At 65.7% G+C, this 24,193-nt stretch carries 26 protein-coding genes; 10 read left to right on the forward strand and 16 right to left on the reverse strand.

Annotation, left to right across the window (positions count from 1 at the left end; all coding sequences use genetic code 11):
• Window positions 1-349: 349 nt before the first annotated feature.
• Both VMT65_RS09550 and VMT65_RS09555 read right to left on the reverse strand, forming a co-directional pair.
• Complete coding sequence (locus VMT65_RS09550; RefSeq protein WP_326307704.1) at window positions 350-1,537, reverse strand: MFS transporter; 1,188 nt, start codon at window positions 1,535-1,537, stop codon at window positions 350-352.
• A gap of 1,292 nt (window positions 1,538-2,829) precedes the next feature.
• Complete coding sequence (locus tag VMT65_RS09555) at window positions 2,830-3,651, reverse strand: HpcH/HpaI aldolase/citrate lyase family protein (protein ID WP_326307705.1); 822 nt, start codon at window positions 3,649-3,651, stop codon at window positions 2,830-2,832.
• A gap of 550 nt (window positions 3,652-4,201) precedes the next feature.
• Between VMT65_RS09555 and VMT65_RS09560 the strand changes: the two genes are divergently transcribed.
• Together VMT65_RS09560 and VMT65_RS09565 are read left to right on the forward strand one after the other, a co-directional pair.
• On the forward strand, window positions 4,202-4,513 hold the full coding sequence (locus VMT65_RS09560; RefSeq protein ID WP_326307706.1) for a hypothetical protein: 312 nt from the start codon (window positions 4,202-4,204) through the stop codon (window positions 4,511-4,513).
• Between the two features lie 449 nt (window positions 4,514-4,962).
• Entirely contained in the window at window positions 4,963-5,265 is a 303-nt protein-coding gene (locus tag VMT65_RS09565) for a hypothetical protein (protein WP_326307707.1), read from the forward strand.
• A gap of 851 nt (window positions 5,266-6,116) precedes the next feature.
• On the opposite strand, the gene VMT65_RS09570 is transcribed toward VMT65_RS09565, so the two are convergent.
• A complete protein-coding gene (locus tag VMT65_RS09570; protein ID WP_326307708.1) occupies window positions 6,117-6,518 on the reverse strand; it encodes a VOC family protein in 402 nt (133 codons plus the stop codon).
• Between the two features lie 962 nt (window positions 6,519-7,480).
• Here VMT65_RS09570 and ku point away from each other — a divergent pair.
• The 3 genes from ku (at window position 7,481) to VMT65_RS09585 (ending at window position 9,573) form a co-directional block, all read left to right on the forward strand.
• Entirely contained in the window at window positions 7,481-8,401 is a 921-nt protein-coding gene (gene ku, locus VMT65_RS09575) for a non-homologous end joining protein Ku (RefSeq protein ID WP_326307709.1), read from the forward strand.
• Between the two features lie 74 nt (window positions 8,402-8,475).
• A complete protein-coding gene (locus VMT65_RS09580; RefSeq protein ID WP_326307710.1) occupies window positions 8,476-9,057 on the forward strand; it encodes a GNAT family N-acetyltransferase in 582 nt (193 codons plus the stop codon).
• 30 nt (window positions 9,058-9,087) lie between these two features.
• Window positions 9,088-9,573 (forward strand): hypothetical protein, encoded by a 486-nt coding sequence (locus VMT65_RS09585; RefSeq protein ID WP_326307711.1) that lies wholly within the window; start codon window positions 9,088-9,090, stop codon window positions 9,571-9,573.
• A 19-nt stretch (window positions 9,574-9,592) separates the two neighbouring features.
• On the opposite strand, the gene VMT65_RS09590 is transcribed toward VMT65_RS09585, so the two are convergent.
• Window positions 9,593-9,997 (reverse strand): tautomerase family protein, encoded by a 405-nt coding sequence (locus VMT65_RS09590; RefSeq protein WP_326307712.1) that lies wholly within the window; start codon window positions 9,995-9,997, stop codon window positions 9,593-9,595.
• Window positions 9,998-10,088: 91 nt separating this feature from the next.
• Here VMT65_RS09590 and VMT65_RS09595 point away from each other — a divergent pair, with 91 nt between their 5' ends.
• The 3 genes from VMT65_RS09595 to VMT65_RS09605 all read left to right on the forward strand — a co-directional run bounded on the left by VMT65_RS09595 (window position 10,089) and on the right by VMT65_RS09605 (window position 12,202).
• The gene (locus tag VMT65_RS09595) at window positions 10,089-10,628 is read left to right on the forward strand and encodes a CGNR zinc finger domain-containing protein (RefSeq protein WP_326307713.1); all 540 of its coding nucleotides are present in this window, start codon (window positions 10,089-10,091) and stop codon (window positions 10,626-10,628) included.
• 12 nt (window positions 10,629-10,640) lie between these two features.
• Entirely contained in the window at window positions 10,641-11,123 is a 483-nt protein-coding gene (locus VMT65_RS09600; RefSeq protein WP_326307714.1) for an adenylate kinase, read from the forward strand.
• Between the two features lie 173 nt (window positions 11,124-11,296).
• Complete coding sequence (locus tag VMT65_RS09605; protein ID WP_326307715.1) at window positions 11,297-12,202, forward strand: SMP-30/gluconolactonase/LRE family protein; 906 nt, start codon at window positions 11,297-11,299, stop codon at window positions 12,200-12,202.
• Here VMT65_RS09605 and VMT65_RS09610 read toward each other — a convergent pair.
• The 4 genes from VMT65_RS09610 to VMT65_RS09625 form a co-directional block, all read right to left on the reverse strand.
• On the reverse strand, window positions 12,199-12,819 hold the full coding sequence (locus VMT65_RS09610; protein ID WP_326307716.1) for a hypothetical protein: 621 nt from the start codon (window positions 12,817-12,819) through the stop codon (window positions 12,199-12,201). The genes VMT65_RS09605 and VMT65_RS09610 overlap by 4 nt on opposite strands.
• A 114-nt stretch (window positions 12,820-12,933) precedes the next feature.
• Window positions 12,934-13,389: a DUF4189 domain-containing protein gene (locus VMT65_RS09615; protein ID WP_326307717.1), complete on the reverse strand. Its 456-nt coding sequence runs from the start codon at window positions 13,387-13,389 to the stop codon at window positions 12,934-12,936.
• Window positions 13,390-13,441: 52 nt separating this feature from the next.
• Entirely contained in the window at window positions 13,442-14,104 is a 663-nt protein-coding gene (gene lexA / locus VMT65_RS09620) for a transcriptional repressor LexA (RefSeq protein ID WP_326307718.1), read from the reverse strand.
• A gap of 49 nt (window positions 14,105-14,153) precedes the next feature.
• On the reverse strand, window positions 14,154-15,128 hold the full coding sequence (locus VMT65_RS09625) for an NAD(P)H-dependent flavin oxidoreductase (protein WP_326307719.1): 975 nt from the start codon (window positions 15,126-15,128) through the stop codon (window positions 14,154-14,156).
• Between the two features lie 62 nt (window positions 15,129-15,190).
• Between VMT65_RS09625 and VMT65_RS09630 the strand changes: the two genes are divergently transcribed.
• Window positions 15,191-16,279 carry an ADP-ribosylglycohydrolase family protein gene (locus VMT65_RS09630; protein WP_326307720.1) on the forward strand — a complete coding sequence of 363 codons (1,089 nt, stop codon included), beginning with the start codon at window positions 15,191-15,193 and terminating at the stop codon, window positions 16,277-16,279.
• Window positions 16,280-16,289: 10 nt separating this feature from the next.
• On the opposite strand, the gene VMT65_RS09635 is transcribed toward VMT65_RS09630, so the two are convergent.
• From VMT65_RS09635 to VMT65_RS09670, 8 genes are all read right to left on the reverse strand, one after another.
• Window positions 16,290-16,739: a putative glycolipid-binding domain-containing protein gene (locus VMT65_RS09635; protein WP_326307721.1), complete on the reverse strand. Its 450-nt coding sequence runs from the start codon at window positions 16,737-16,739 to the stop codon at window positions 16,290-16,292.
• 115 nt (window positions 16,740-16,854) lie between these two features.
• Complete coding sequence (locus VMT65_RS09640) at window positions 16,855-17,226, reverse strand: metal-sulfur cluster assembly factor (protein WP_326307722.1); 372 nt, start codon at window positions 17,224-17,226, stop codon at window positions 16,855-16,857.
• 2 nt (window positions 17,227-17,228) lie between these two features.
• Window positions 17,229-17,702, reverse strand: coding sequence for a Fe-S cluster assembly sulfur transfer protein SufU (sufU, locus tag VMT65_RS09645; protein WP_326307723.1), 474 nt, complete (start codon window positions 17,700-17,702; stop codon window positions 17,229-17,231).
• A 3-nt stretch (window positions 17,703-17,705) separates the two neighbouring features.
• Window positions 17,706-18,959, reverse strand: coding sequence for a cysteine desulfurase (locus VMT65_RS09650; RefSeq protein ID WP_326307724.1), 1,254 nt, complete (start codon window positions 18,957-18,959; stop codon window positions 17,706-17,708).
• A complete protein-coding gene (sufC, locus tag VMT65_RS09655) occupies window positions 18,960-19,733 on the reverse strand; it encodes a Fe-S cluster assembly ATPase SufC (protein WP_326307725.1) in 774 nt (257 codons plus the stop codon).
• A 36-nt stretch (window positions 19,734-19,769) separates the two neighbouring features.
• Window positions 19,770-20,948 carry a Fe-S cluster assembly protein SufD gene (sufD, locus tag VMT65_RS09660; protein ID WP_326307726.1) on the reverse strand — a complete coding sequence of 393 codons (1,179 nt, stop codon included), beginning with the start codon at window positions 20,946-20,948 and terminating at the stop codon, window positions 19,770-19,772.
• On the reverse strand, window positions 20,948-22,384 hold the full coding sequence (gene sufB / locus VMT65_RS09665; RefSeq protein WP_326307727.1) for a Fe-S cluster assembly protein SufB: 1,437 nt from the start codon (window positions 22,382-22,384) through the stop codon (window positions 20,948-20,950). The genes sufD and sufB overlap by 1 nt, the downstream gene beginning before the upstream one ends.
• A complete protein-coding gene (locus tag VMT65_RS09670; RefSeq protein ID WP_442790043.1) occupies window positions 22,381-23,187 on the reverse strand; it encodes a helix-turn-helix transcriptional regulator in 807 nt (268 codons plus the stop codon). The genes sufB and VMT65_RS09670 overlap by 4 nt, the downstream gene beginning before the upstream one ends.
• 149 nt (window positions 23,188-23,336) lie before the next feature.
• Here VMT65_RS09670 and VMT65_RS09675 point away from each other — a divergent pair, with 149 nt between their 5' ends.
• Complete coding sequence (locus VMT65_RS09675; RefSeq protein WP_326307729.1) at window positions 23,337-24,161, forward strand: NAD(P)H-binding protein; 825 nt, start codon at window positions 23,337-23,339, stop codon at window positions 24,159-24,161.
• The last annotated feature ends 32 nt before the right edge of the window (window positions 24,162-24,193 follow it).

Here is a 24,193-nt window from a genome sequence, read left to right on the forward strand (position 1 = left end):
CAGAATCCCCGTGGCACCGCAGAGCAATCAAAGACAAGAAAATCGACAGGCAAATCATACGAACCATTCGCGAAATCACAGGGTTCGACACAACCTTCCGGCAATGCCGCAAGAACCAACTCCAGTGAGGACCAAAGTCCGCCGTCGAAGGCCGTAATCGCCTGCGTCACCGCATGTTTCGGTCGCGTTGCCGCCCCCAGCGCGCTACGCGGACCTCGCCGCCGCAAAGTCTCTACTCCAAATGCCGCAGTGATCGGTCACGCGGACAACTACTGCATCGAATGGTTTGTCCATTTCGCGAACGATGGTCGCGGCCAGCTCGTCACAGCGCGGCTGGCAAGCGGTGGCTTCAGGCTCGCCCGTGCGAATCTGATGGGCGGGCAGATTGTTGTGGCCTGCCGTGCGGGTGAGCGGGTCGGGCCTGTGCGGTGCGGGTGATGAGCCAGGTACCGACGGTCGCGGTGATCGCGGCCATCGCCGCGAGGAGCAATTGGTAGTCGATGACTGCGACCAGGGCTGCGCCGAGGCCGAGAAAGATTGCTTGGGGCACGGATCGGCTGACTTGGACCGCGGTGTCGACGCGGCCGAGGAGACGGTCCGGGGTCACGCGTTGGATGTAGGTGCTCGACGCGATGGTGGTCCAGACGATCCCGGCACCGGCGAACACCATGGCGATCAGCGCGACGATCTCGTGCGGGACGATCAGACTCGCGTTCGCCGCGGCGAATGCCAGCAGCCCGACGGCTAGCAGACGACCCTCGCCGAGGCGTTCGATCAGGCGAGGGCCCGGCACGGCCGCCAGGACCGCGGCGGCCGCTTGCACGCTGACGAGCACTCCGAGGAAGGCGGGTCGCTGACCAATGGCCGCGACCACGGCGTAGATGACCGATTCGAGCATGCCGCCCATCGAGACGGCGACAGTCATGGCCAGGATCTGTTGGCGCAGTGGAACAGTCACGCGGATGTAGGAGATGCCCGCCGCGAGAGCCGACCACAGACCACCGGTTTCGCGCCCGGTCGGAGTCTCGTGCACAGTGATCATCAGCAGCGCGATCGCCGCTACGACGAAGCTGGCGGAATCGACCAGCACCACGATTCGCGGGCCGGTCACCGTGAACAGGGTCGCGCCCAAAAGCGGTGCGAGAATGCGGACTCCGTTCTGGATGATCGACATCACGCTGTTGGCCTGCGCCAGCAACTGCGTGCCGAACAATGCCGGCAGGATCGCCATCTGCGCCGCGCCGAGGAAGATGGCTCCGCAGCCGAGTGCGAACATCACCGCATAGATCAACCACACATGAGCGCGATCATCGACAAACAACATTGGCAACACAGCCACAGCAAGAATCAGATTGACCGCGATCAGCAGCGACCGTCGCGAGACCCGGTCGATGAGGAGCCCGGCGGCGGGCGCGGCGATCGCGGGCAGTGCGAGGAACAGGAACGTCAGGCCCGCGGCCGAGTTGCTGCCGGTCAGCGTCTTGACCCAGATGCCAGCCCCCAAGAACAGCATCGAATCGCCGAACAGCGTCAGCAACTGCGCGCCGAAATAGCGTCCGGCTCGCCGATCGCTCAACAACTGCTTCACCCGGCCTCCTCCGGCTGCTCACGCCATCCGCCGCTCGCCCGCATCGACAGCCGACACCGACCCGACCACTACTCTGCGCGGCACATTACCGCAGGTAGTACATGGTCAAGCCGCACCAGCGGATACCCCAGCTCGGAGCACCACTAGTGCGCCATATCCGGGTAGGTAGCGATCGAACGGGCTAACCTGCGCATGCACTAGGGTTCGCGAACGCCGGAGACTGTCAGCTGTTTCGGTGATGTCGTAGTGCTGTCCGGGATACCGGTAGATATCGGGGATGGTCAGGTAGTCGTGCAACGATCGTCGCGCCAGCGGTCGTGGTGGCGGACGATACGTTCGCGGGTGCGAATGACACGAAATCCCGCTTTGCTGTGCAGGTTCAGGCTGGGGTGTTCTCGGGGAAGACGCCAGATTGGACCGTGCAGATGCCCGCGCCGGGGTGGACATAGACGGAGCGTTCGACGACCCCGGCGTAGACACAGCGGGCCGAGACCGGGACCACGGCGACCCATCCGGCTACCCGTTTGTGGCTGTCGATGCCGCGTTCGTCCAGCAGGGTGCGGACGCCCCATGCACACGCTCACGCCGAATTGGGGCAGTTCTGTCCGGCCATTGACAGTGGAGGCAGGCGCGCGACCATCGTCGTATGGGCGTGTTGCGGCGCTCGAATCGAGGTGGAGCCAGGTCAGAACCGAACGTCGATCGCGATGGCCTCGTTCCCTGCGGCGGGAAGACGCAGCCAGGTTCACGCGCGAGATGCACTATCCGAGCCGGTGGGACCCGTACTTCCAGGGATCCATGTCCCTCGCGCAGCTATACCGGTATCCGGGACAGCACTACGACCACCACCGGAAACAGCTGACCGTCACTGGTGTTCGCGAACCGTAGTCCGCCAGGCGGCCACCAGTGACGGACGGTCACATCGCCATCGGCGGCAGGATGCCCTGCTGATGCAGCCACATCATGACCGCGTGACACATCTGCATCAGCGGCGACGACATGTCCATATTGTTCATATCCATCGATCTCGCCTCCTCGCGCCCTGACCGGCGAAACGCCTTCGACCGCGTCGACTTCGAGGATCACACGACCAACCCGACCCCAGCAGAGCCCGAAGACCTCGCTACCGAGACCAACGTCCTCAACACCGGCCCATTCACCCTGGCCGACAGACGAATTCGCACGACAGAGGGCACCGTCCGGTCGGGCACGACCTTTTCGATGGTTCTCGACCCGCGACCCTAGATCAGATCGAACCGGGAGGCGAGGTCGATGGTGCGGTGCGCACGGCGCAAACGCGGGATGTCGCTGCCCTTGGTCGCGTTGGCTCCGTCCGAACCGAGCTGGGCGATGGTCGCTCGCGCCGCCGCGATGTCGTCGACGGTCGGGCTGAGGACGGTATTGATGAGGGCGGCGTGCGCTGGGTCGAGACACAGTCGGCCGGTCATGCCCAGCGAACGTGCCGAGGCGGTCTCCCGTTGCACGATGCCGTCGTCGTTCCCGATCGACGGGCCATCGATGGGTCCCGGCAGCCCCGCGGCCCGGCTGGCGACGACCAACCGCGACCGCGCGTAATCCAGAATCGCCGATCCGGGCTCCGCCCCCAGATCCATGCGCAGATCGCCACTGCCCAGGGCGAGACGGCAGACCCGGGAATGATCGGCGATCTCCCGCGCTGCTTCCAAGGCCACGGCCGTCTCGATGAACGCGACCAGCGGCACCGACACGGGAAGGGCGGCGGAGACCAGCTCGACATCGGTCGCCGAGTCGACCTTCGCGATCATGACACCCGCCAGCTGGGACAGATCGCCGATCGCCTCGACATCGTCGCGCCAGTACGGCGAGCGAACATCGTTGATGCGGATCCAGGCCGGACCCTGCTCGAGAATCCCACGGGCCACGGTGCGCGCGAAGGCCTTTCGCTGCGGAGCCACACCGTCCTCCAGGTCGATCACAGCGACGTCGGCGCGGGTACCCACCATGCGGCCGGTGTTGTCGGAGGTCGCCGACAACAGCCACCACGATCGCGCCAGTTCGGGGGACAATCCGGTACAGGTGGTCATCGAAGCTCCGCCTTCGAATTCACTGCAAACACAGACAAACTCCTCTTGTTCAGCCCCATCGGCGGATATCACCGAAATGATTGCGCCCCCGCACCGGATCGCGACCACAGGATATGCGCGGTACCCCGATGCCCGCAATTGAGCGGAAGTAAACTCGCCGGTAACCACCAGATGCGCTGCAAGATATATTTCGTAAATAAAGTTCGTGATGTGCGTTACCACGAAAAGGCTTCCCTCGAATTGGATTACACCCCGCAAGCACTGTTTTGCGTCATTGGCAGGGTTCGGGGGCGCAGAGTCAGCCGGTGCCGCACTCGTCTCGGATACGGCATCGCACGAGTGTCGCACTGTGTCGCGTCCGCGCTGTGGGTATCGCGCGCGCCGTCCGTCAACGGTGTATGTGATGGATTCGTCGGCGGCAATTGCCGAGATCAACTCCGCATCGAGAATGACCTTCCTTCTGCGACAGGCAGTTCCAAGGACGAACGTCGTCCCGGTACAGGCCTTGACGGCCCTGCCGAGCGGATCGGATTCGGCGGAAGGTAGAAACGTGCCCACCGCCGCTGAATTCGCCGTCCGCCGCGGCGTCGTCGACCGCGTCGTCGCCGCCTCCAGTGCCCGTGGGGAACCCGCGGGCAGCGCGCCGCATACACCCGCGTCGCGGGCGGACGCGCTCGCTGGAATCGCCTTGTACCGAGCCAATCTCGGGCGGCTGCTGTGTCCGCGTCCGCACTCGGTCTCGATCCCGACGCAGGTTCTCGCCCCGGCGAACGACGTCAATGTCACCGTCGCCTGCCAGACGACCGCCCCGCGCCGCTTCGTGACCGACCTGCGCACCCACCTCATCGACGGAAACCATTGAGCCCCAGCCCAACACCCCGAAACGATCGCCGAATACTTCCTCACCTTCACCCGCGCGGGGTGACGGAGGCCACGCCGACGAAAACCGCTTCGGGTGCTCTACGGACTCTTCCGGGTTCTCCCTGAAGACCTTCAAGCGTCCCGCCAACCCGATCGATCCCAGCCAGTCACAGGCAGAGCCGCTTCCCCTTGGTCGGCCACCCATTCATCGGTTCGCCCTCACCGGTCGGTCTCGAAACGCGGGCGGGTGACGTCCACATCGATGGGCATCTACAGGGGACCGTTCGAGGTAATCCGCACTCACCCTCCGGGCGTCGACCGACCACCGTGGGCGCACCAGCGATGGCGTCACCCACTGCGGCCTCACTCTGATTCAGGGTCACCGACGCCGCACTCGGCTTCGGGTCCAAAACGAATGATCGACATATTTGCCAGAAGTATGCTGAATCGATGACCGAGCTGCCACACCAGCATGCTCCGGAAATCCCGGTCACGTGCCGCGACAAGAACGTGGAGCAGTCGACCCCAGGCAGTGGCTGGAAGGTTCTTCGGCGGATCGCAATCGCGGCGTGCCTGCTGCTCGTGGTCGCTTTGGGGGATGCTGGGCGTCTTTCCTCCAGCGGATTCGCCGCGAAGTGCGAACCCCGAGTACTGGTACGGCCGAATCGGGGACACATCGACTTTTCTGGCATTGGTGATTGCGGCGTCGGCGGCGGCTACCTGGCTGTGGAACAGCACCCGTGCACAGGCTGATGCCGAGCCGCAGCCTATCCGTGCACGTTTGTGGGCTGTGCTGCGCCGGGCATGGGTAGTGGTTTTCGGGATCTATGCGGTGTACTGCCTTTACATTGGTGTCATCGCCACCACCACCATTGGTAGCGATGTGCAGTCGCGAGTGGTGGTTGGCCCTGTGCCTTTCGGCGACAGTCGGATTCACCACCTCAGCACTGTGGATTCACTGGCGCGGCACGCCCAAAGCCAGACCCTGGAGCGAGGGGCTGCGCAACGCGCTGAGCTGGGTACTGACGTGGCTGCTCGCGTACTTCGCATTCGGGTTCTTGATGCTTGTGCTTCTTCCTCGCAGGACCGTCCTCGACCAGGCGTGGTACCAGCGCCTCGCGTCGAGCGCTATCGACGTCGGCCTGGTGCTTTTGTGCACCGCTGCTGCCTTGTGGGTCTGGCGAAAAACCAGGGCGCCAACCACCAATGAAAACCGCTCTCCCGCAGCAACAGTCGGTGACCACACCGAAGTCCGTTAAGGTGCCGGACGCTATTGCTGTGCTTCGACGCGCAGAAGTAAAACGACTCTGCCCCGGATGGGAACTCACACTCGAAGGCGGACAGCCTCCTAGAGGCGGCTACTGCTCAGGGTGAAAACGGCTTCGATCACCAGCTTTCCAGCAAGAAGTTACGCATCAATCTCACAACAAGATCGATTCCCGGGCCGTCCACTGGCCGTCAGACGACGTCGCTGCCGTACCCAGCGCCCGCCACTCGCCCGAATCGGTCGACACCGTTTGAGCTGTACTGCCGACATTATCGGCCTGGACAGACACCTCTAACGGGGTCACGCGCACGATGGACGGTCCGACCGCGAGAGGCTCTTAGTCCCACGATGGACGGCGGGCGAGCTGATCAGGGAATTCGGTTTGGAGCACACAGAATTCGTTGTCGAACGGGTCGCGTAAGACCCAGAAGTCGTAGCCGCGTTCTTGCTGATGATCCCACCGGACCGCACCGAGCGCCTCGAGCCGCGCGACTTCGGCCGGCACGTCGTCGGTCTCGATGTCGAGGTGCATCCGTTCCTTTGACACCTTCTTGTCTGTGGTTGCCTGTAGCAGGATCCGTATCTCGGCGTCGGGTAACCGCAACCGTCGATACACGTGGCGGCTTTCTGGGTTTACGGGTTCCTCGGTCGCGTCGAGCGCGCGACTCCAGAACTCGATGGCGCGATCGAGGTCTGTGACGTCGAGGACGAAGTGGCACAGTCGACTTCGGTGGCTCACGACCTGAAGTCTATTGCCCCTGCCGAGTGCACGCCGGAAGCTCGGATCTGAACGACAAGGCATGCCGCTGAGGTCACCAGTCCGGCAACATATGTCGAGCGCTGACTCAGATTCTTGCCATCGTTGGAACGATCGGTGGAACGCTCGTGGGCGGATCGATGACCGGGTTGTCGAAGCTGCCTGTCCGACAACCCGGGTGCAGTCCTGTGCGGGTCAGCGCAGAAGGATGGTCACGATCGCAGTAGAAACCGCGGTGATGATCGGGGTGAGGGTCACGACCCATTGTCGAAGACGTTCGTCTAACGAGGGCCGCTCTAGTTGATGGGCGGCGGTTCGACCGGTCAACCGGACGAACCGACCCCGATGATGGTCGGGCATATCTACGTTGGCGTTCGCGTCATCCATGCGAAACCCCCCTTTATGGTGGTCTTTCCACCGCGTCGGGACGGGGCAGTGAGGCAGAACGAATCGGTCGGCACACGCGTCGGTACGAGTCGTCGGTCATCGCTCGCAGGGTGCGACGATCTGCGTCGCACACCCCACTGAAAACAAACTTACAGTCCGTTTCGGCGGCAGTCCACTAGATATGCGGTACGGTTTGCGTGAGTCTCGTTGCCGGACAGTGTGTCTCATTAACCGCTCCGCGAACGCGACTCACGTCCGACGTCAACAAGGCCGTTGATCAAACTCCGGACCATGGTCCTCAGCAGCCAGGAGCCGATCAGCCCACTGCGCCGATCGAGGATCTCCGCAGAACCGAGATCCAGTGGCATGCCGACCCGCTCCCCACAATCCATGCAGTTCAGGACTCCTATCAATCCACCACAAGATCAATTTCCAGGCCGTCCACAGGCCGTCAGAGGACCACTACCAACCGCCCACGACAACCATCAGCCACCCGAAAACCGCAGGTCGGCGGCGTGTTACCGACCAGGACACGCCGTCCGACGTAGGATCGGACAATGCGGTCCATATGGAAGGGCTCCATCGCGTTCGGGCTGGTGAATGTTCCCGTGAAGGTGTACACCGCCACGGAGGACCATGACATCAAGTTTCACCAGGTGCATGCCGTGGACGGGGGGCGGATTCGGTATGAGCGGGTGTGCACCGTGGATGGGCAGCCGGTGCAGTACTCCGATATTGATCGGGCGTATGAGTCGCCGGATGGGGATCGGGTGATTTTGACCGACGAGGATTTCGCGAAGCTTCCGGCGGCGGAGAAGCACGAGATTCCGGTGTTGCAATTCGTGCCGTCGGAGCAGATCGATCCGATTCTGTTCGACAAGAGCTACTATCTGGAGCCCGATTCGACTACGCCGAAAGCCTATGTGCTGCTGGCGAAGACGCTCGAACGGGTGGATCGGGTGGCGCTGGTGCATTTCACGTTACGGCAGAAGACGCGGCTGGGGGCGCTGCGGGTGCGCGACGGGGTGCTGGTGTTGCAGACGCTGTTGTGGCCCGATGAGGTGCGGTCGGTGGCGTTCGACAAACTCGATGATGTCGCCGAGCCCAAGAAGCAGGAATTGCAGATGGCGGAGACGCTGGTCGATACGCTGTCCGACGATTTCGATCCGAGCCTGTACGTGGACGAGTATCAAATCGAATTGAAGAAGCTGCTCGACGAGGCGATCGCCAGCGGCAGCAGCAAGGTCACCCGGGCACCCGAAGCCGCCGCGCCGGAGATGGATGCCGAGGTCGTGGACCTGGTCGCCGCCTTGCAGCGCAGCCTCGAAGCCTCCGGACGCAAGGCCAATGCCGCGCCTGCCGCACCCGCGAAGGCGACCAAGGCCGCCAAAGCGACCAAGGCCACCGCCGAGAAGAAGCCCGCCAAGAAGGCCGCCGCGAAGAAGGCCCCGGCCAAGCAGACCCGCAAGGGCGCGTAATAACACGTCACTTTCGTGACCCACTCATCCACGGGTACCCGGACCGACAGCACCCACCTGGCAAACTGTGGGTCATGGAATCCGACATATCCATCCAACCCGATATCGCCATCGTCCCCATGGGCCTCGGCCACCTGCGTCAGGTCATCGACCTCGGCTACCAGGTGTTCGACACCCACGCCAAGCCCTACACCTCCTGGTCGTTGACCTCGGTGGCCGAGCACCTCGACAGTGCCGGTAAGTCCTGCTGGGTGGCGGTGGACTCGGACCGGGTGGTCGGATTCGTGCTCGCCTCCATGGAATTCGAGCTGCGCGAGGACTGGGCGTATCTGGAGTGGATCGCGGTCTCGCCGGACATGCAGGGGCGCGGTGTCGCGGGCAAGCTCATGACCGCCTGCTGCGACCTGCTTTTCAAGCACGGTGCGCGCCGCATCGTCACCGATGTGGAGCTGCACAATTCCGCCTCGGCGGGAATGATGCGCAAGAACGGATTCACCGAGGGCACCACGGTCACGCTGTTCGTACGGACCAATCCCGCCGAAGCCACGTCGGGCGAGGAGGACGAACAGGTCACGCTCGGACCGGGCACGAAGCGCGATCTGATTCGGCGCGGGCGCATTGCCGGGGACGGGCGGCACGGGAAGCTCGCCCGCTAGTTGTCGGTGCCCCGGTCTACCGTCGATGCCATGACTGCCGTCGACGAGACCATGAGCGTGATCAATGACGCCGTAACCCTTGGCCGCCAAGGGGATACGGCGCAAGCGCGGGAGCGGCTGATCGCACTGTGGGACACCATCGGCGCGGGCGGGGATCCGCTGCACCGGGTTTCGCTGGCGCACTTCCTGGCCGACCTACACGAGCACGCGGCCGATGCCCTAACCTGGGATATCCGCGCCCTCGATGCGGCTGACGCGTTGACCGACGAGCGCGCCCAGGCGCATCACGCGGGATTGAGCGTGCGCGGCTTCTATCCGTCGCTGCACCTCAACCTCGCCGACAACTACCGTCGCCTGGGCGCTTTCGACACCGCCCGCCGTCACCTGGAGGCCGCGCACACCCGCCTCGACGCTCTCGATGAGGACGGCTACGGGCTGGGTGTGCGCGCCGGTATCACCAATGTCGAAGCGGCACTGGCGAACAACTCCACCGAGCGACTAACCACCCACCCGTGAGGCCCTAATCCTCGACGGCTCAGTCCTTCTCGGCGGGGTCGAGGCGGCGGCGCGCGAGTTGCGTGACGCCGTTGTAGCCGTAGCTTTCGCCATCGAGTTCGTAGAGGGCGACATATGCGGCCGCGGGGAGGGACCCGAGCCGGTCGGCCAGTACGGCGTAGGCGTGCTCGATGAAGGCGGCCTTCTCCGCGGCGGTATTGGTACCGGCGGTAATGCTCACCTCGAGGTGGACGCCGGTCGCGTCGAACGGACGGGCGGCGGCCACGAACCAGCGGTCGGCCGGAACCAGGTTGACCTGGACGACCGTGACTTCGGGCTCCTTGAGCAGGTCCTTCTCCAGCAGGGCGGTGATGTCGGCCGCCAGGTCGGACTGGGTGTCGGCGGGCAGGTCAGGGTTGGCGATGGTGACGCGTGCGAAAGGCATTCTCGGAACTCCGAATCCGTGAAGTAATGGTTCGAATCATTACTACTCCGGTATGCTGTAACGTGTCAACCCATTACATGGAGGTGGCAGGGTGGCGAATACCGAGCACATCAGCCTCAATCTGGTCGCGACGGTCGGCGGGCGATTCACCGAGGCGCCGATCGAACGACTACCCGACGCCCGGGCACTGCGCGCCTGGCTCGGCATCCACGGTTTGGAGATCGAAGCATGCGGCGATGCCGATCTCGAGGCCGCGAAGACGCTTCGCGAAGCCGTGTACGAGCTGGTCGAGGCCGCGGCGACGAATCGAGCACCGGACCCCGCCGCGCTCACCGCGGTCAACGCCCGTGCCGCGCGCCCGAGTGTTCGGCCACCAATGGTCTGGGACAAACGCAATGGCTTCTTCCTCGATCGCACACCACTGTCGGCCGACCAGGCGCTGAACCTGATCGCCCGCGATGCTGTCGACCTGCTCACCGGCCCCGAGCGAGATCGCCTGCACCAGTGCGAGGCCGATACCTGCGGCACGGTCTTCGTCGCGTCCGGCGGCGGCAGACCCCGCCGCTGGTGCTCGTCGTCCTCGTGCGGCAATCGCGAACGCGTTCGGGCCCATCGCGCGACCAAGCGATGAGAGGGTGACGGCATGAAGAAGATCGTGATCCTGGGTCGCGGGGGTGCGGGCAAGTCGACATTTGCCCGGGATCTCAATGCGGCGACCGGGATTCCGGTGGTCGAGTTGGACCAGCACTTCTGGCCGCCGGATCTGACGCCGCTGTCACGCGTGCGGTGGGTCGCGGTGCAGGAGGAGCTCACGCGGGCACCGGCCTGGATCATGGACGGGGATCTCGGCCCCTATGACGTGCTCCAGGTTCGGTTGCGGGCGGCGGATACCGTTGTGGTGCTGGACTTTCCGCTGTGGCGGTGCGCGTGGCGGGCGCTTCGCCGCTCGCGCGAGAACCTTGCGTTCTGGCGGTGGATGATCGGCTATCGACGCCGGAGCCTGCCGCTGGTCATAGCGGCCATCGATGAGTATGCGAGCTCGGCGCGGGTCGAGGTGCTGCGCACGCCGCATGCGGTCGAAGCCTTCCTCCACACCGCACCGCTCGAACCAGGATTGCCGGGCTAGACCGGGCGGTTTACGCTACCGGTTGATCATCGCCCACCGAAGGGAACGCCTCGATGCCGGATCCGCGACCGGGAGCAGCTGTGCCGCAAACGGATTCCCGAGGGCGGCAATCGGATTCCCGGAGGCGTACCCATTCTCGAGGGCGGATCGTCGGTGCCGGAATCGCGGCGCTAGTGGTCGTTACGAGCGGCCTAGCGGGTCCGGCCGCCGCGGATGCGCCCGCCACGCCGGTGGCGGCCTCCTGCTCCGCCGACAGACCCGTGCACACGGTGCTGCCGACGCGAGCGCCGCTGGTCGACTGGTCCGAGAACCTCGGCGTCGATGGGGCGGGAAACCTGTGGGTCTCGCGCGTCTACCGGAACGCGGTGGAGAAGTACGACAGCAACGGCCAGTTGGTGACCAGCGTTCCGGTGACGAGCCCGGGCGCGGTCCGGCTCGGGCCCGACGGCCTGTTGTACGTGACCTTCGGCAATTCGCCGTTCACCGGCCTGACCAGCCAGGGCGGAGTCGTGCGGTTCGATCCCGCGGCTTCAACCCCGCAGCCGGAGGTGTTCATCTCCGGCCTCGGCCAGGCCAACGGCGCGGCCTTCGACGGCGACGGCAATCTCTATGTGGCCGACACGTCCGCGAACTCGGTCGAGCGAATCCGCCCGGACGGCAGCATCGACGCGGCCTGGACCGACAGCGCGCGAACCGCACTGTCGGCCAATGGGTCCGGAGCCGACGGCGTGGTCGTCGCGGGCCGAACCCTCTACGTGACACTGTTGGAGAGCCAGACCGCACGGGTCGTCGCCCTCCCCATCGACGATCCCGCGCGTGCCACCGTCGCGGTCGACCTCTCCCCCGCAACGCTCACCCCACCCCTGTTACCCGACGATCTGGCGATCGGGGCGGACGGCCTGCTCTACATCGCCACCGGCACAGGACAACTCGTGCGCGCGGATCCCGCCGCGCACACGAGTTGCGTCCTGCTGTCCGGCGAGCCCTTGACCTCGGTCGTCCTGAGCCCGACCGACAACAGCGTGCTCATCCTCGGCACCGAGTTTGGCGACGTACTGAAGACCCACATCACCTATTAATCCTGCGCCGCACGGGATTTCCCCTCCCGAAAGAACTCCAGCAGGCTCTCGACCGTGGCCACCTCGGCCCGCGGCCGCATGGCACCGAACGGCGCGTTCCAGAACTCGCCACGCCGTCGCGTCCACGGCCCGACATAGGCGTACGGCTGTGGATTGTCCCAATCACCCGGTGAGACACCGTAGTTCACCTCGTCGACGGCGACCGATAAGTCGAAATGCTCCGGCCACAACACCGGTTGCTCGGCCGCGAAGCGCCGTAATGCGGTGTCCCCCACCGCGAACCAGTCGTGCACCTTGGTGGCGGCATCGGCATCGACGGTGAAGGGTTCGTCCGGATCCATGCGGGTGCCGTCGGAGTAGAGGCCCTCGGGCGGGCCGTCGGCCTCGAAACCGGCGGTCAGGGCGAGGTCACTGTAGGTGCCGTGCAGGCGAATGCGGCCCTGCGGCCACACCAGATCGGTGCCCGTCACCGACACCGGCCATTTCATCCCGGTGAAGCCGCCCAGCACGATGCGCATGCGAATGCTGCCGAAGCGGCGGTACTGCGGACCGGCGATCAAAAGTTCGGCCGCCGCGTGCAGGGCGAACCGGGTGTCCTCGTAGGTGATGTCGTCCACCGGGAAATCATCCCCGGGCGGGCGGGCGTGTTGCTGGAAAACGGACTCCAGCAGACAAAACAGCGCCACACCGGAGCAATCCGGTGTGGCGCCGGGGCATTTCGCCGATTTTGCTCAGCTGGCGTTGTCGGTGCAGGCCGACAGGATGACCTTGGCCTGACGCGGCGAGGAGGAGCCCGTGTCCGGGAAGGACGGGGCGCTCTTGCCGAGCACATTGATGGCCGAGGACTCCGCCTCCGACTTCGACGGGGCCCAGGCCCAGCCGAAACGGGTGTCGGCGCCCTGCGCCACCGCACCGCAGGCATTGGCGAAGTGCACGACGACGGCACAGTCGCCGCCACCGCACTTCTCGACGGCGGCGCCGTCGGCACCGTCCCAGCTGCTGTAATTCACGGCATACGCGACATTTCCGGTGGACTTGGACAGCGCGAGCGCGCCGTACAGGTCACCGGAGGTGGCGACGAAGACCGGGTCCGCGTCCGCCGCGGAGGCTTCTCCGGCGGCCACGGTGCCCATCGCGGCCATCGACGTAACGGCGAGGCCGATACCGGCCTTGCGCAGCAACGACATTCGATACTCCCCGGGGATGGAAGGTGATAACGGGCGTCATCATGCCAGACCGTCAGACACGGCGCATGACCGAGACGACCTTACCCAGTACCTGGGCATTGTCGCCATCGATGATCGGATACGCCGGATTGCGCGGTTCCAGGTACACGTGGCCGTTGCTGCGCTTGTACACCTTCACCGTCGCCTCGCCGTCGATCATGGCGGCCACGATCTCCCCGGTGTGGGCCTCGTGCTGCTTGCGCACCACCACGATGTCCCCGTCGCAGATGGCGGCATCGACCATGGAATCCCCGCGAACCCGCAGGCCGAACACGGTTCCCCGACCGACCAGTTCGCGCGGCAGCGACAGCACGTCGTCGGTGTGCTCCTCCGCCAGAATCGGCGTCCCCGCCGCGATATCGCCGACCACGGGCACCGGCACCGAATTCTCGTCCCGCACCCGCTCGGGCCCCGCGGCCTTCAAGAACAACCGCACATCCATGGGCCGCGTAACCGATTCACTCCGCTTGAGGAACCCCCGCTCCTCCAACTCCCGCAAATGCCGCGAAACAGACGAAGCCGACTTCAACCCCACCGACTCCCCGATCTCCCGAGTACTCGGCGAATACCCATGCCGCTGCACCCAATCCCGAATGCTGCACAGAATCCGCTGCTGCCGCTCCGGCAACGTGGAGGTATCGAGATGCTCGAATCCGTCGAAGTCGTCATAGGTCACCGGGAAATCCTACGGGGATCCCCGCGCATTCCCCGGTACGACCGGCCGCTCATTCCCCGCTGCGACCGGCGATGGCTCGAGCCAGCGCCCCCTCGGCCTCGGCCGCGAGCGCCGAAACGAGGTCGGCGGCAGGTTCCAGGCTGCCGATGAGATCGACTGCCTCACTTGCCCATACCGGGGTCGGCGGCAGCTCGCCGCGCTCCACGCCCCGGTGATACGCCCGCTTGGCCTGCTCATCGACCGCGAGCTCGGCTCCCCGACCACGCCATTCATCCAGAATCGGATGCGGCAGGGTCCGCGCCGTGTACTCCGAGGGCCAGCCCGCGTCGCGCACGATGTCCAGCAGGTCGCTGCGCTCGGTGTCCTCGCCGACCGCCTCGACAATGGCCTTGCCGATGTACGGATCGCCCAGTGCTTCCAGACTCGCCTGGAAGCGGGTTCCGATGAGCGCACCGGCCGCGCCGAGTGCCAATACGGCCGCGAGGCCCCGGCCGTCGGCGATTCCGCCCGCGGCCAACACTGGAATCGATCCTGCACGGTCGATCACGGCCGGCACGAACGTGAGTGTCGACCGGCCGTTGCGCGCACCGTGCCCACCGCTCTCGGTGCCCTGCGCGACAATCACATCCGCTCCGAGCGCTATCGCCTGCTCTGCCTCGGCCATATCGGTGACCTGGGTGATCAAGGTCGTACCGGAGGATTTGATCGGGTCGATGAATGGCCGTAGGTCGCCGAATCCCAGCATTACCGCGTGGGGGTGGAAGGACAGGGCGCGTTGCAGGGCCGGGACGGTTGCGCCCCAGGCGAGAAAGCCTATTCCCCAGGGGTTTTGGGTGCGTTCGGTGACGATGGTCAGTTCGCGCTCGACCCAGTCGGGGTCGGCGCGGCCGCCGCCGACCAATCCGAGACCGCCGCCTTCGGAGACGGCGGCGGCCAGTGCGCCGCCGGCCGTTCCGCCCATGGGCGCGGAGGCGATCGGATGGCGCACTTCAAGCAGATCCGTGAACGCGGTGCGCAAGGCCATGACCCCACGATAGTGAAACGGTGGCTGCGGGTGGATGATCTTCCTCCGCATAGGGTGGTGGGGTGGAGGAGCACGAGAGGCTGTTCGATCGGGTTCGGGGTGCGATGCTGGGTGGGGCGGTCGGCGATGCGTTGGGGTGGCCAATCGAGTTCTTGACCTTGGCGCAGATTCGGCAGCGGCATGGGGAATCCGGCGTCAGCGGGTATCTGCCGGGCGTGGTTCCCGGTGCGGCGCAGCAGATTACCGATGACACACAGATGACGCTGTTCACCGCGGAGGGGTTGTTGCGGTGTCCGGTGGGTGCGGATCCGGCGCCGGTGCTGCGGCGGGCCTATTTGCGCTGGCGCGATACACAGCAGCAGGAACGGCCGGGGCCCGAGGTCGACGGCTGGCTTGCCGGACATCGGTTTCTGTATGCCATGCGGTCACCGGGGAACGCCTGCCTCACCGGGTTGCGGCGGCAGGCAGATGAATTCGTCGCGCCCTTGGAGTTCGGCGAGCCCGGGCCGGTGAATCCGAAGTCGAAGGGTTGCGGAACAGTCATGCGCTCCGCCCCGTTCGGCCTGGCGGGATTCGGGCCGGATCACGCCTTCTACACCGCCATGCGCTGCGCCCAACTCACGCACGGCCATCCCACCGCCTACCTGTCGGCGGGCGCTTTCGCGATCCTTCTCGACCGTGTCCTGTCCGGGGTCGAACTCCCACTCGCCGTGCGCGACACCATCACCCGCCTCGCCCCCATGCCCGCCAGCGCCGAGACGACCACCGCCCTGTCCGCTGCCCTGGCCATCGCGCAGCTGGGCGAACCCACCCCTGAGCACGTGGAACTCATCGGAAGGGGTTGGACCGCAGAGGAATGCCTGGCCATCGCCCTCTACTGCGCGCTGTACACCTACCGCACCGGTGATGTCCGCGGCGGACTCCTGCTGGCCGTCAACCATTCCGGTGACTCCGACTCCACCGGCGCGGTCGCGGGCAATCTGATCGGCGCGATTCACGGCCTCTCGGCGCTGCCCATGGACTGGATCGAGCCTTTGGAAGGCCGTGACGAGCTGTTCCAGGTGGCAGACGATCTCGTCCTCAATTTCCACTACCACGACCGCACCACCCTCGCCGACCGTTACCCCCTCGACACCGCGCTCATAGACTGAGCACCGCCTCTCACGGGTGTACACGCCGCAGGTAATCCCGGTACTCCGTGACGAACCCGTCCCCATCGAACTCCATGTCCGCCCGGTAATCCCCGGAAATGAACTCGATCACCCCGGCACCTCGTGGCCGATACTGTTGCGCCGTCAACGCATCCGTCAGATCCGGAACGCTCACATACCGCATCGTGTAATCGCGCGGCGCGGTACTCGTCAGCAGTCCGTCCCGCAGCACCGGCAGCGAATTGAAGAACGCGGAATGCTGCAGGTCGAAGAAGTCGGCTCCCGCCAGAGCGATCCGCCTCGGCCCCTCCCCCACATCGACGCTCAATTCCGCGCCGATCAACTCCCAGTGCAGTTCGTATGCCACCCCCACCATTGTCCCGTGCGCCCGCGCCAGGCTCTCCACCCGGACGATCTCCATCCGCGGCTCGTCGATCCCCTGCCACACGAATGTCCGCATGCCCCAACTCTATTGCGCACTGCAGGCCAGGTGGGATGGACGGAGGGTTTCGCGCGCAAACGAATGCGGGCCGATCCGCGAAGGACCGGCCCGCATATCGTTGAAAAGGTGGCGATTACACCGTGAAGCCGAGCGCGCGCAGCTGCTCACGCCCGTCGTCGGTGATCTTGTCCGGACCCCACGGGGGCATCCAGACCCAGTTGATCTGCAGGTCTTCGGCCAGGCCGGAGCGCACCAGGGCGTTGCGGGACTGGTCTTCGATGACGTCGGTCAACGGGCAGGCCGGGGAGGTCAGGGTCATGTCGAGTTTGGCGATGCCGTCCTCGAACTTCATGCCGTAGACCAGGCCCAGGTCGACCACGTTGATGCCGAGTTCGGGGTCGACGACGTCGCGCATCGCCTCTTCCATGTCGTCGAGGTGCTGCAGCTCCTCGGGCGTCAGTTCGACAGGAGCCGATTCCACGGCCTGCTGCTCGGTTTCGCTCATCTCTACTCCCCGTTGCCCATGGTCTTCTTGGCTTCCTCCGCCGAGGCTATCCGCACGACGGCGTCCTTGAACGCCATCCAGCCCAGCAGCGCGCACTTCACGCGGGCGGGGTACTTCGAGACGCCGGCGAAGGCGATGCCGTCGCCGATCACGTCCTCGTCGCCCTCGAGGGTGCCGCGCGAGGTGATCATCTCGTCGAACGCCTCGACCACCTTCAGCGCCTGCTGCACCGGCAGGCCGATGACCTGGTCGGTGAGCACCGAGGTGGAGGCCTGGCTGATCGAGCAGCCCTGCCCGTCGTAGGACACGTCCCGCACATCGCCGTTGTCGTCGATGTGCACGCGCAAGGTCACCTCGTCACCGCAGGTGGGGTTGACGTGGTGCACTTCCGCGCCGAAGGGCTCGCGCAGCCCTCGGTGGTGCGGGTGCTTGTAGTGGTCCAGGATGACTTCCTGGTACATCTGCTCCATGCGCATGATCTATGCAACTCCGAAGAAGCTCTGGGCCTTCCGCACCGCGGCGACCAGCTGATCGACCTCGTCGACGGTGTTGTACACCGCGAAGGAGGCGCGAGCGGTCGCGGCGACACCGAAGTACCGGTGCAGCGGCCACGCACAGTGGTGGCCGACGCGCACGGCGACGCCCTGATCGTCGAGGATCTGGCCGACGTCGTGGGCGTGAATGCCGTCCACCACGAACGACACCGCGCCACCGCGATTCACGTTCTCGGTCGGGCCGATGATGCGCACGCCCTCGATCGCGCCGAGACCCTCCAGGGCCGCGGAGACGAGCGTGTGCTCGTGCGCCGCAACGGCTTCCATACCGATGTTACTCAGATACGCGACCGCCGCACCCAGGCCGATGGCCTGCGAGATCATCATCGAACCGGCCTCGAACCGCTGCGGCGGCGGGGCGAAGGTCGAGTGATCCATGTACACGGTCTCGATCATGGAGCCGCCGGTGATGAACGGCGGGGTCTCCTCGAGCAGCGCGCGGCGGCCGTACAGGACACCGATTCCCGAGGGGCCCAACATCTTGTGGCCGGAGAAGGCGGCGAAGTCGACGCCCAGCTCCTTGAAGTCCACCGGCATGTGCGGCACCGACTGGCAGGCGTCGAGCACGGTGATCGCGCCGACTTCCTTTGCGCGGCGCACCAATTCGGCGACATCCGAGACCGCACCGGTCACGTTGGACTGGTGGGTGAAGGCGACAACCTTGGTGGCAGAAGACAATTCGAGCGAATCGAGATCGATGCGCCCGTCGTCGGTGATCCCGTACCACTTCAGGGTCGCGCCAGTACGCCGCGCGAGCTCCTGCCACGGAACGAGATTCGCGTGATGCTCGAGCTCGGTGATGACGATCTCGTCGCCGGGCCCGACGCGATGCGGGAATCGGCTGTCGGAGAAGGCGTATGCCACCAGGTTCAGCGACTCGGTCGCGTTCTTGGTATACACGATCTCGTCCGCGCCGACGCCGACGAACGCCGCGATCGCCGCGCGCGCCGCCTCGTAAGCCTCGTTGGCTTCCTCGGCGAGCTGGTGTGCGCTGCGATGCACGGCCGCGTTGTGTTCGAGCAGGAAGGCCCGCTCGGCGTCGAGCACCTGGAGAGGACGTTGCGACGTCGCGCCGGAATCCAGATACGCCAACGGTTTTCCGTCGCGCACGGTCCGGCTCAGGATCGGGAAGTCGGCCCGGATCCGAGCGACGTCGACAGTCCCCACGGTGCTGGTCATTCAGGCTCCTACGGCAGCAGAGGTGAAGCGCACGTAGCCGTTCGCGTCGAGTTCCTCGGCCAGCTCGGGGCCGCCCTCGGCCACGATCTTGCCGTTCACGAACACGTGAACGAAGTCCGGCTGGATGTAGCGCAGAATGCGGGTGTAGTGGGTGATCAGCAGAATGCCGCCGGTCTCCCGCTCCTTGTAACGATTCACGCCCTCGGAAACAATCCGCAGCGCGTCGACATCGAGGCCGGAGTCGGTCTCGTCGAGGATGGCGATCTTCGGCTTGAGCAGGCTCAGCTGCAGGATCTCCTGGCGCTTCTTCTCACCGCCGGAGAAACCCTCGTTGACCGAGCGCTCGCCGAAGGCCGGATCGATCTCCAGCTCCGACATCGACTCCTTGACTTCCTTGACCCAGGTGCGCAGCTTGGGGGCCTCGCCGCGGATGGCGGTGGCGGCGGTGCGCAGGAAGTTGGAAACCGAGACACCCGGAACCTCGACCGGGTACTGCATGGCCAGGAACAGACCGGCCCGCGCCCGCTCGTCGACCGACATCTCCAGCACGTCCTCGCCGTCGAGGGTGATCGACCCCTGGGTGACGGTGTACTTGGGGTGCCCGGCGATGGCGTAGGACAGGGTCGACTTGCCGGAGCCGTTGGGGCCCATGATCGCGTGGGTCTCGCCCGACTTGATGGTCAGGTTCACGCCCTTGAGGATCTTGATGGGCTCGCCGGTCTCGTCCGGGTTGGCGACCTCGACGTGCAGGTCCTTGATTTCCAGGGTGGTCATCGGATTTCGGATTCCTTTGCGGGATGGGAAGTGTGGTCAGACTCCGACAGCGGCGAGCTCGGCCTCGATGGCCGCCTCGAGCCGCTCCCGGACCTCGGGGACGGTGATCTTCTGCAGGATCTCGAAGAAGAAGCCGCGCACCACCAGACGGCGGGCGACCTCCTCCGGGATGCCGCGCGAACGCAGGTAGAACAGCTGCTCGTCGTCGAAACGACCGGTGGCGGCGGCGTGCCCGGCACCGACGATCTCGCCGGTCTCGATCTCCAGGTTCGGCACCGAGTCGGCGCGCGCGCCGTCGGTGAGCACCAGGTTGCGGTTCACCTCGTAGGTCTCGGTGCCCTCGGCCGCGGCGCGGATGAGGACGTCGCCGACCCACACGGTGTGCGCGTCCGGCTTGCTCGAGGTCGGATCACCCTGCAGCGCACCCTTGTACTGCACATTGGACTTGCAGTTGGGCTGCGAGTGATCGACCAGCAGGCGCTGCTCGAAGAACTGGCCGTCGTCGGCGAAGTACACACCCAGCAGCTCGGCGTCGCCGCCGGGACCCGCGTAGCGGACATTGCCGGTCATGCGCACCACATCGCCGCCGAGGGTGACGTTGGTGTGGCGCAGGGTGGCGTCGCGGCCCAGCTTGGCGTGGTGGGCGGTGACGTGCACGGCGTCATCGGCCCAGTCCTGCACCACGATCACGTTCAACGCGGCGCTGTCACCGAGGATGAATTCCACGTTCTCGGCGTAGGTTCCGCTGCCCTTCTGGTCGATGACCAGGGTGGCGCGGGCGAAGTTGCCCAGGCGGACCTGCAGGTGGCCGTAGGCGGTCTTGCCCGTGCCCGGACCGGTGATGGTGACCGTGGTCGGTTCGGCCACTTCGGTTTCCGCGCCGACCGTGATCACGGTGGCCTGCTCGAAACCGGAGTACGCCTGCGCCGCAACACGATCGGTCGGGGTGCCGCCCTCGCCCAGGCGAGAGTCGGTGCGGTCCACGGTCTCGGCAGTGACGCCCGCGGGGGCGCTCACCTCGACGGTGGCCTGCCCGTCCCGCACGGCGGTGCCGTCGTGCAGGCCGTTCAGGCGACGCATCGGGGTGAAGCGCCACGCCTCGTCGCGACCCGAGGGAACTTCGAAGGCGTTCACATCAAAAGAAGCGAACACCTCACCCTTGTTGAGGGCGGGGGTACGAGCCTCAGCGGCCTCGGCAACGTTGTCGACGGCCATCAGCCGACGGCTCCTTCCATCTGCAGTTCGATCAGGCGGTTCAGCTCCAGGGCGTACTCCATCGGGAGCTCCTTGGCGATGGGCTCCACGAAGCCGCGCACCACCATCGCCATCGCCTCGTCCTCGGTGAGACCACGCGACATCAGGTAGAACAGCTGGTCCTCGGACACCTTCGAGACGGTCGCCTCGTGGCCCATGGTCACGTCGTCCTCGCGGATGTCGACGTAGGGGTAGGTGTCGGAGCGGCTGATCGTATCCACCAGCAGCGCATCGCATTTCACGGTCGACTTGGAGCCGTAGGCGCCCTTGTTGACCTGCACCAGACCACGGTAGGAGGCACGGCCACCGCCGCGCGCCACCGACTTGGAGATGATGTTCGACGACGTGTGCGGCGCCAGGTGCAGCATCTTCGCGCCGGTGTCCTGGTGCTGGCCCTCACCGGCGAACGCGATGGAGAGCACCTCGCCCTTGGCGTGCTCACCGGTCATCCACACGGCCGGGTACTTCATGGTGACCTTGGAGCCGATATTGCCGTCGACCCATTCCATGGTCGCGCCCGCCTCGGCCTTGGCGCGCTTGGTCACCAGGTTGTAGACGTTGTTCGACCAGTTCTGGATGGTGGTGTAGCGGCAGCGGCCGCCCTTCTTCACGATGATCTCGACCACCGCGGAGTGCAGCGAATCCGAGGAGTAGATCGGCGCGGTACAACCCTCGACGTAGTGGACGTAGGCGTCCTCGTCGACGATGATCAGCGTCCGCTCGAACTGACCCATGTTCTCGGTGTTGATGCGGAAGTACGCCTGCAGCGGGATGTCCACGTGCACGCCCGGCGGCACGTAGATGAACGAACCACCCGACCACACAGCGGAATTCAGCGCGGAGAACTTGTTGTCACCCGACGGAATCACCGAGCCGAAGTACTGCTGGAACAGCTCCGGGTGCTCCTTGAGACCGGTGTCGGTGTCGAGGAAGATGACGCCCTGCTTCTCCAGATCCTCACGGATGGAGTGGTAGACGACCTCGGACTCGTACTGCGCGGCGACACCGGCGACCAGACGCTGCTTCTCCGCCTCCGGGATGCCCAGCTTGTCGTAGGTGTTCTTGATGTCCTCGGGCAGCTCTTCCCAGGAAGCGGCCTGCTTCTCCGAGGAGCGCACGAAGTACTTGATGTTGTCGAAGTCGATGCCCTCGAGGTTGGAGCCCCAGTTCGGCATGGGCTTCTTGTCGAAGATGCGCAGCGCCTTGAGGCGGAAGTCGAGCATCCATTCGGGCTCGCTCTTCTTGGCCGAGATGTCGCGCACGACCTCCTCGGACAGACCGCGCTTGGCACTGGCACCGGCGACATCCTTGTCGGCCCAGCCGTACCCGTACTTACCCAGGGACGCGATGGTCTCTTCCTGGGTCAGCGGCTGCACCTGGTCGGTGGTCGTCGTCATTCGGCACTCCTTCCGGAGTCGTGTGTAGAAGTCGTTGCGGGCTGTGCAACGGCGGTTTTCGGGGCCACGAGGGGGACGTGGGTGGTGCAGGCGCAGTCGCCATTGGCGATGGTCGCCAGGCGTTGCACATGGGTTCCGAGAATCTCTCGGAAGGCTTCGAGCTCGGCCGCGCACAGCTCCGGGAATTCCTCGGCGACGTGCGAAACCGGGCAGTGATGCTGGCAGATCTGTACGCCCGCACCGACTTTCCGGGTCGAGGCCGCGAATCCGGCGTCGGTGAACGCTTCCGCGATCTCCTCGGCCTTGGCCTCGGTTTCGGCCGGGGTGTGCCCGGCCAGCTCGCCGACCCCGGCCACAATGGCCGCGACCCGCTTGCGCGCGAAATCGGTGATGGCCGCGTCGCCGCCGAGCTCCCGGATCTGCCGCATGGCGGCTCCGGCGAGGTCATCGTAGGCGTGGCCCAATCGACCGCGTCCGGTGGCCGTCAGCTGGAACTGCTTGGCGGGACGCCCGCGGCCCTTCTGCTGCCAGGGCGCGGACCGGGTGGCCCGGGCCTCACCGGATTCGATGAGCGCATCGAGGTGGCGTCGCACGCCCGCCGGACTCAGGCCGAGCCGCTCGCCAATGGCGGTCGCGGTGATCGGGCCCTCCTCCAACAGCAGCTTGATGACGGCTTCCCGGGTGTGCCCCTCTCCCGCCGGTCCGGACACGACAACGGACCGGGCACCCTCTTGCTGGTGCCCGGACTGTTCCGCGTTCCGCAAACCCACGGTTTTCACAACACAAGTGTGACGGAATTCCATTCCTCGATCCAGTAAGGGTCCCCTGACCCGATCTTCGCGACCTGGGACGATGGGTCGGGGTGTGACCCGGGCCACCATATATATGGGGATGTTTCGGAAATTCCGCCCGGTCGGGGCGGGTTTCGGAAGTGGTGAACAGTGTCCTTGTGGTGGGTGCGACGGGAAACGTCGGACGACAGGTGGTTGCCCGACTGGTCGCGGAGGGGGTTCCGACGCGGGCACTGGCTCGCGATCCGGATGCCGCCGCGTTCCCGGCCGAAGTCGAGGTGGTGCGCGGGGATCTGGCCGAACCCGAATCGTTGACCGCCGCGCTGGACGGCGTCGAATCGGTGTTCCTGGTGTGGCCGTTCCATGACACCGCGGGCGCGGCCGAGGTGGTGAAGGTGCTCGGCGCGCACGCGCAGCGGGTGGTGTATCTGTCCTCCACGGCGATCAATGACAAAGGGCCGCAATCGGATCCGATTCCGGAGCGGCACGCCGAGGTCGAGGCGCTGATCGAGGCGTCGGGGATGCCGTGGACCGTGCTGCGCGCGGACACCATCGCGTCGAACGCGCTGGGCTGGGCGGGACAGATTCGGGCGGGCGACGTGGTGCGCGGGATCGAGGTCGCGCCGACGGCGGTCGTGCACGAGGGCGATATCGCGGCCGTGGCCGTGCGGCTGCTGACCGATCACTCGCATACCTGGCGCAAATATCTCGTGACCGGGCCGCGCGTGGTCGGCCGGGACGATCAGGTGCAGGCCATCGCGGCGGCGCTGGGGCGGCCGCTGCGGTTCGAGGCGCTGCCGCTGGACGTGGCGCGGGAGTCGATGACCGGTGCGGGGTTGCCCGCGGCGCTGATCGAATCGCTGCTGTCGATGGCCGAATTCCGGCCGCGCTCGGATCTGGTCACCACGACCGTCGCCGATCTGACCGGGCATCCGGCCCGCGATATCCGGGACTGGGCCGCCGAGCACGCGGCGGATTTCCGGTAGCCACGCGGTCGCTTCCGGATGCCGGGCATAAG

Source organism: Nocardia sp. CDC153 (assembly GCF_035818515.1).
In the GTDB taxonomy this organism is placed as follows: Bacteria; Actinomycetota; Actinomycetes; order Mycobacteriales; family Mycobacteriaceae; genus Nocardia.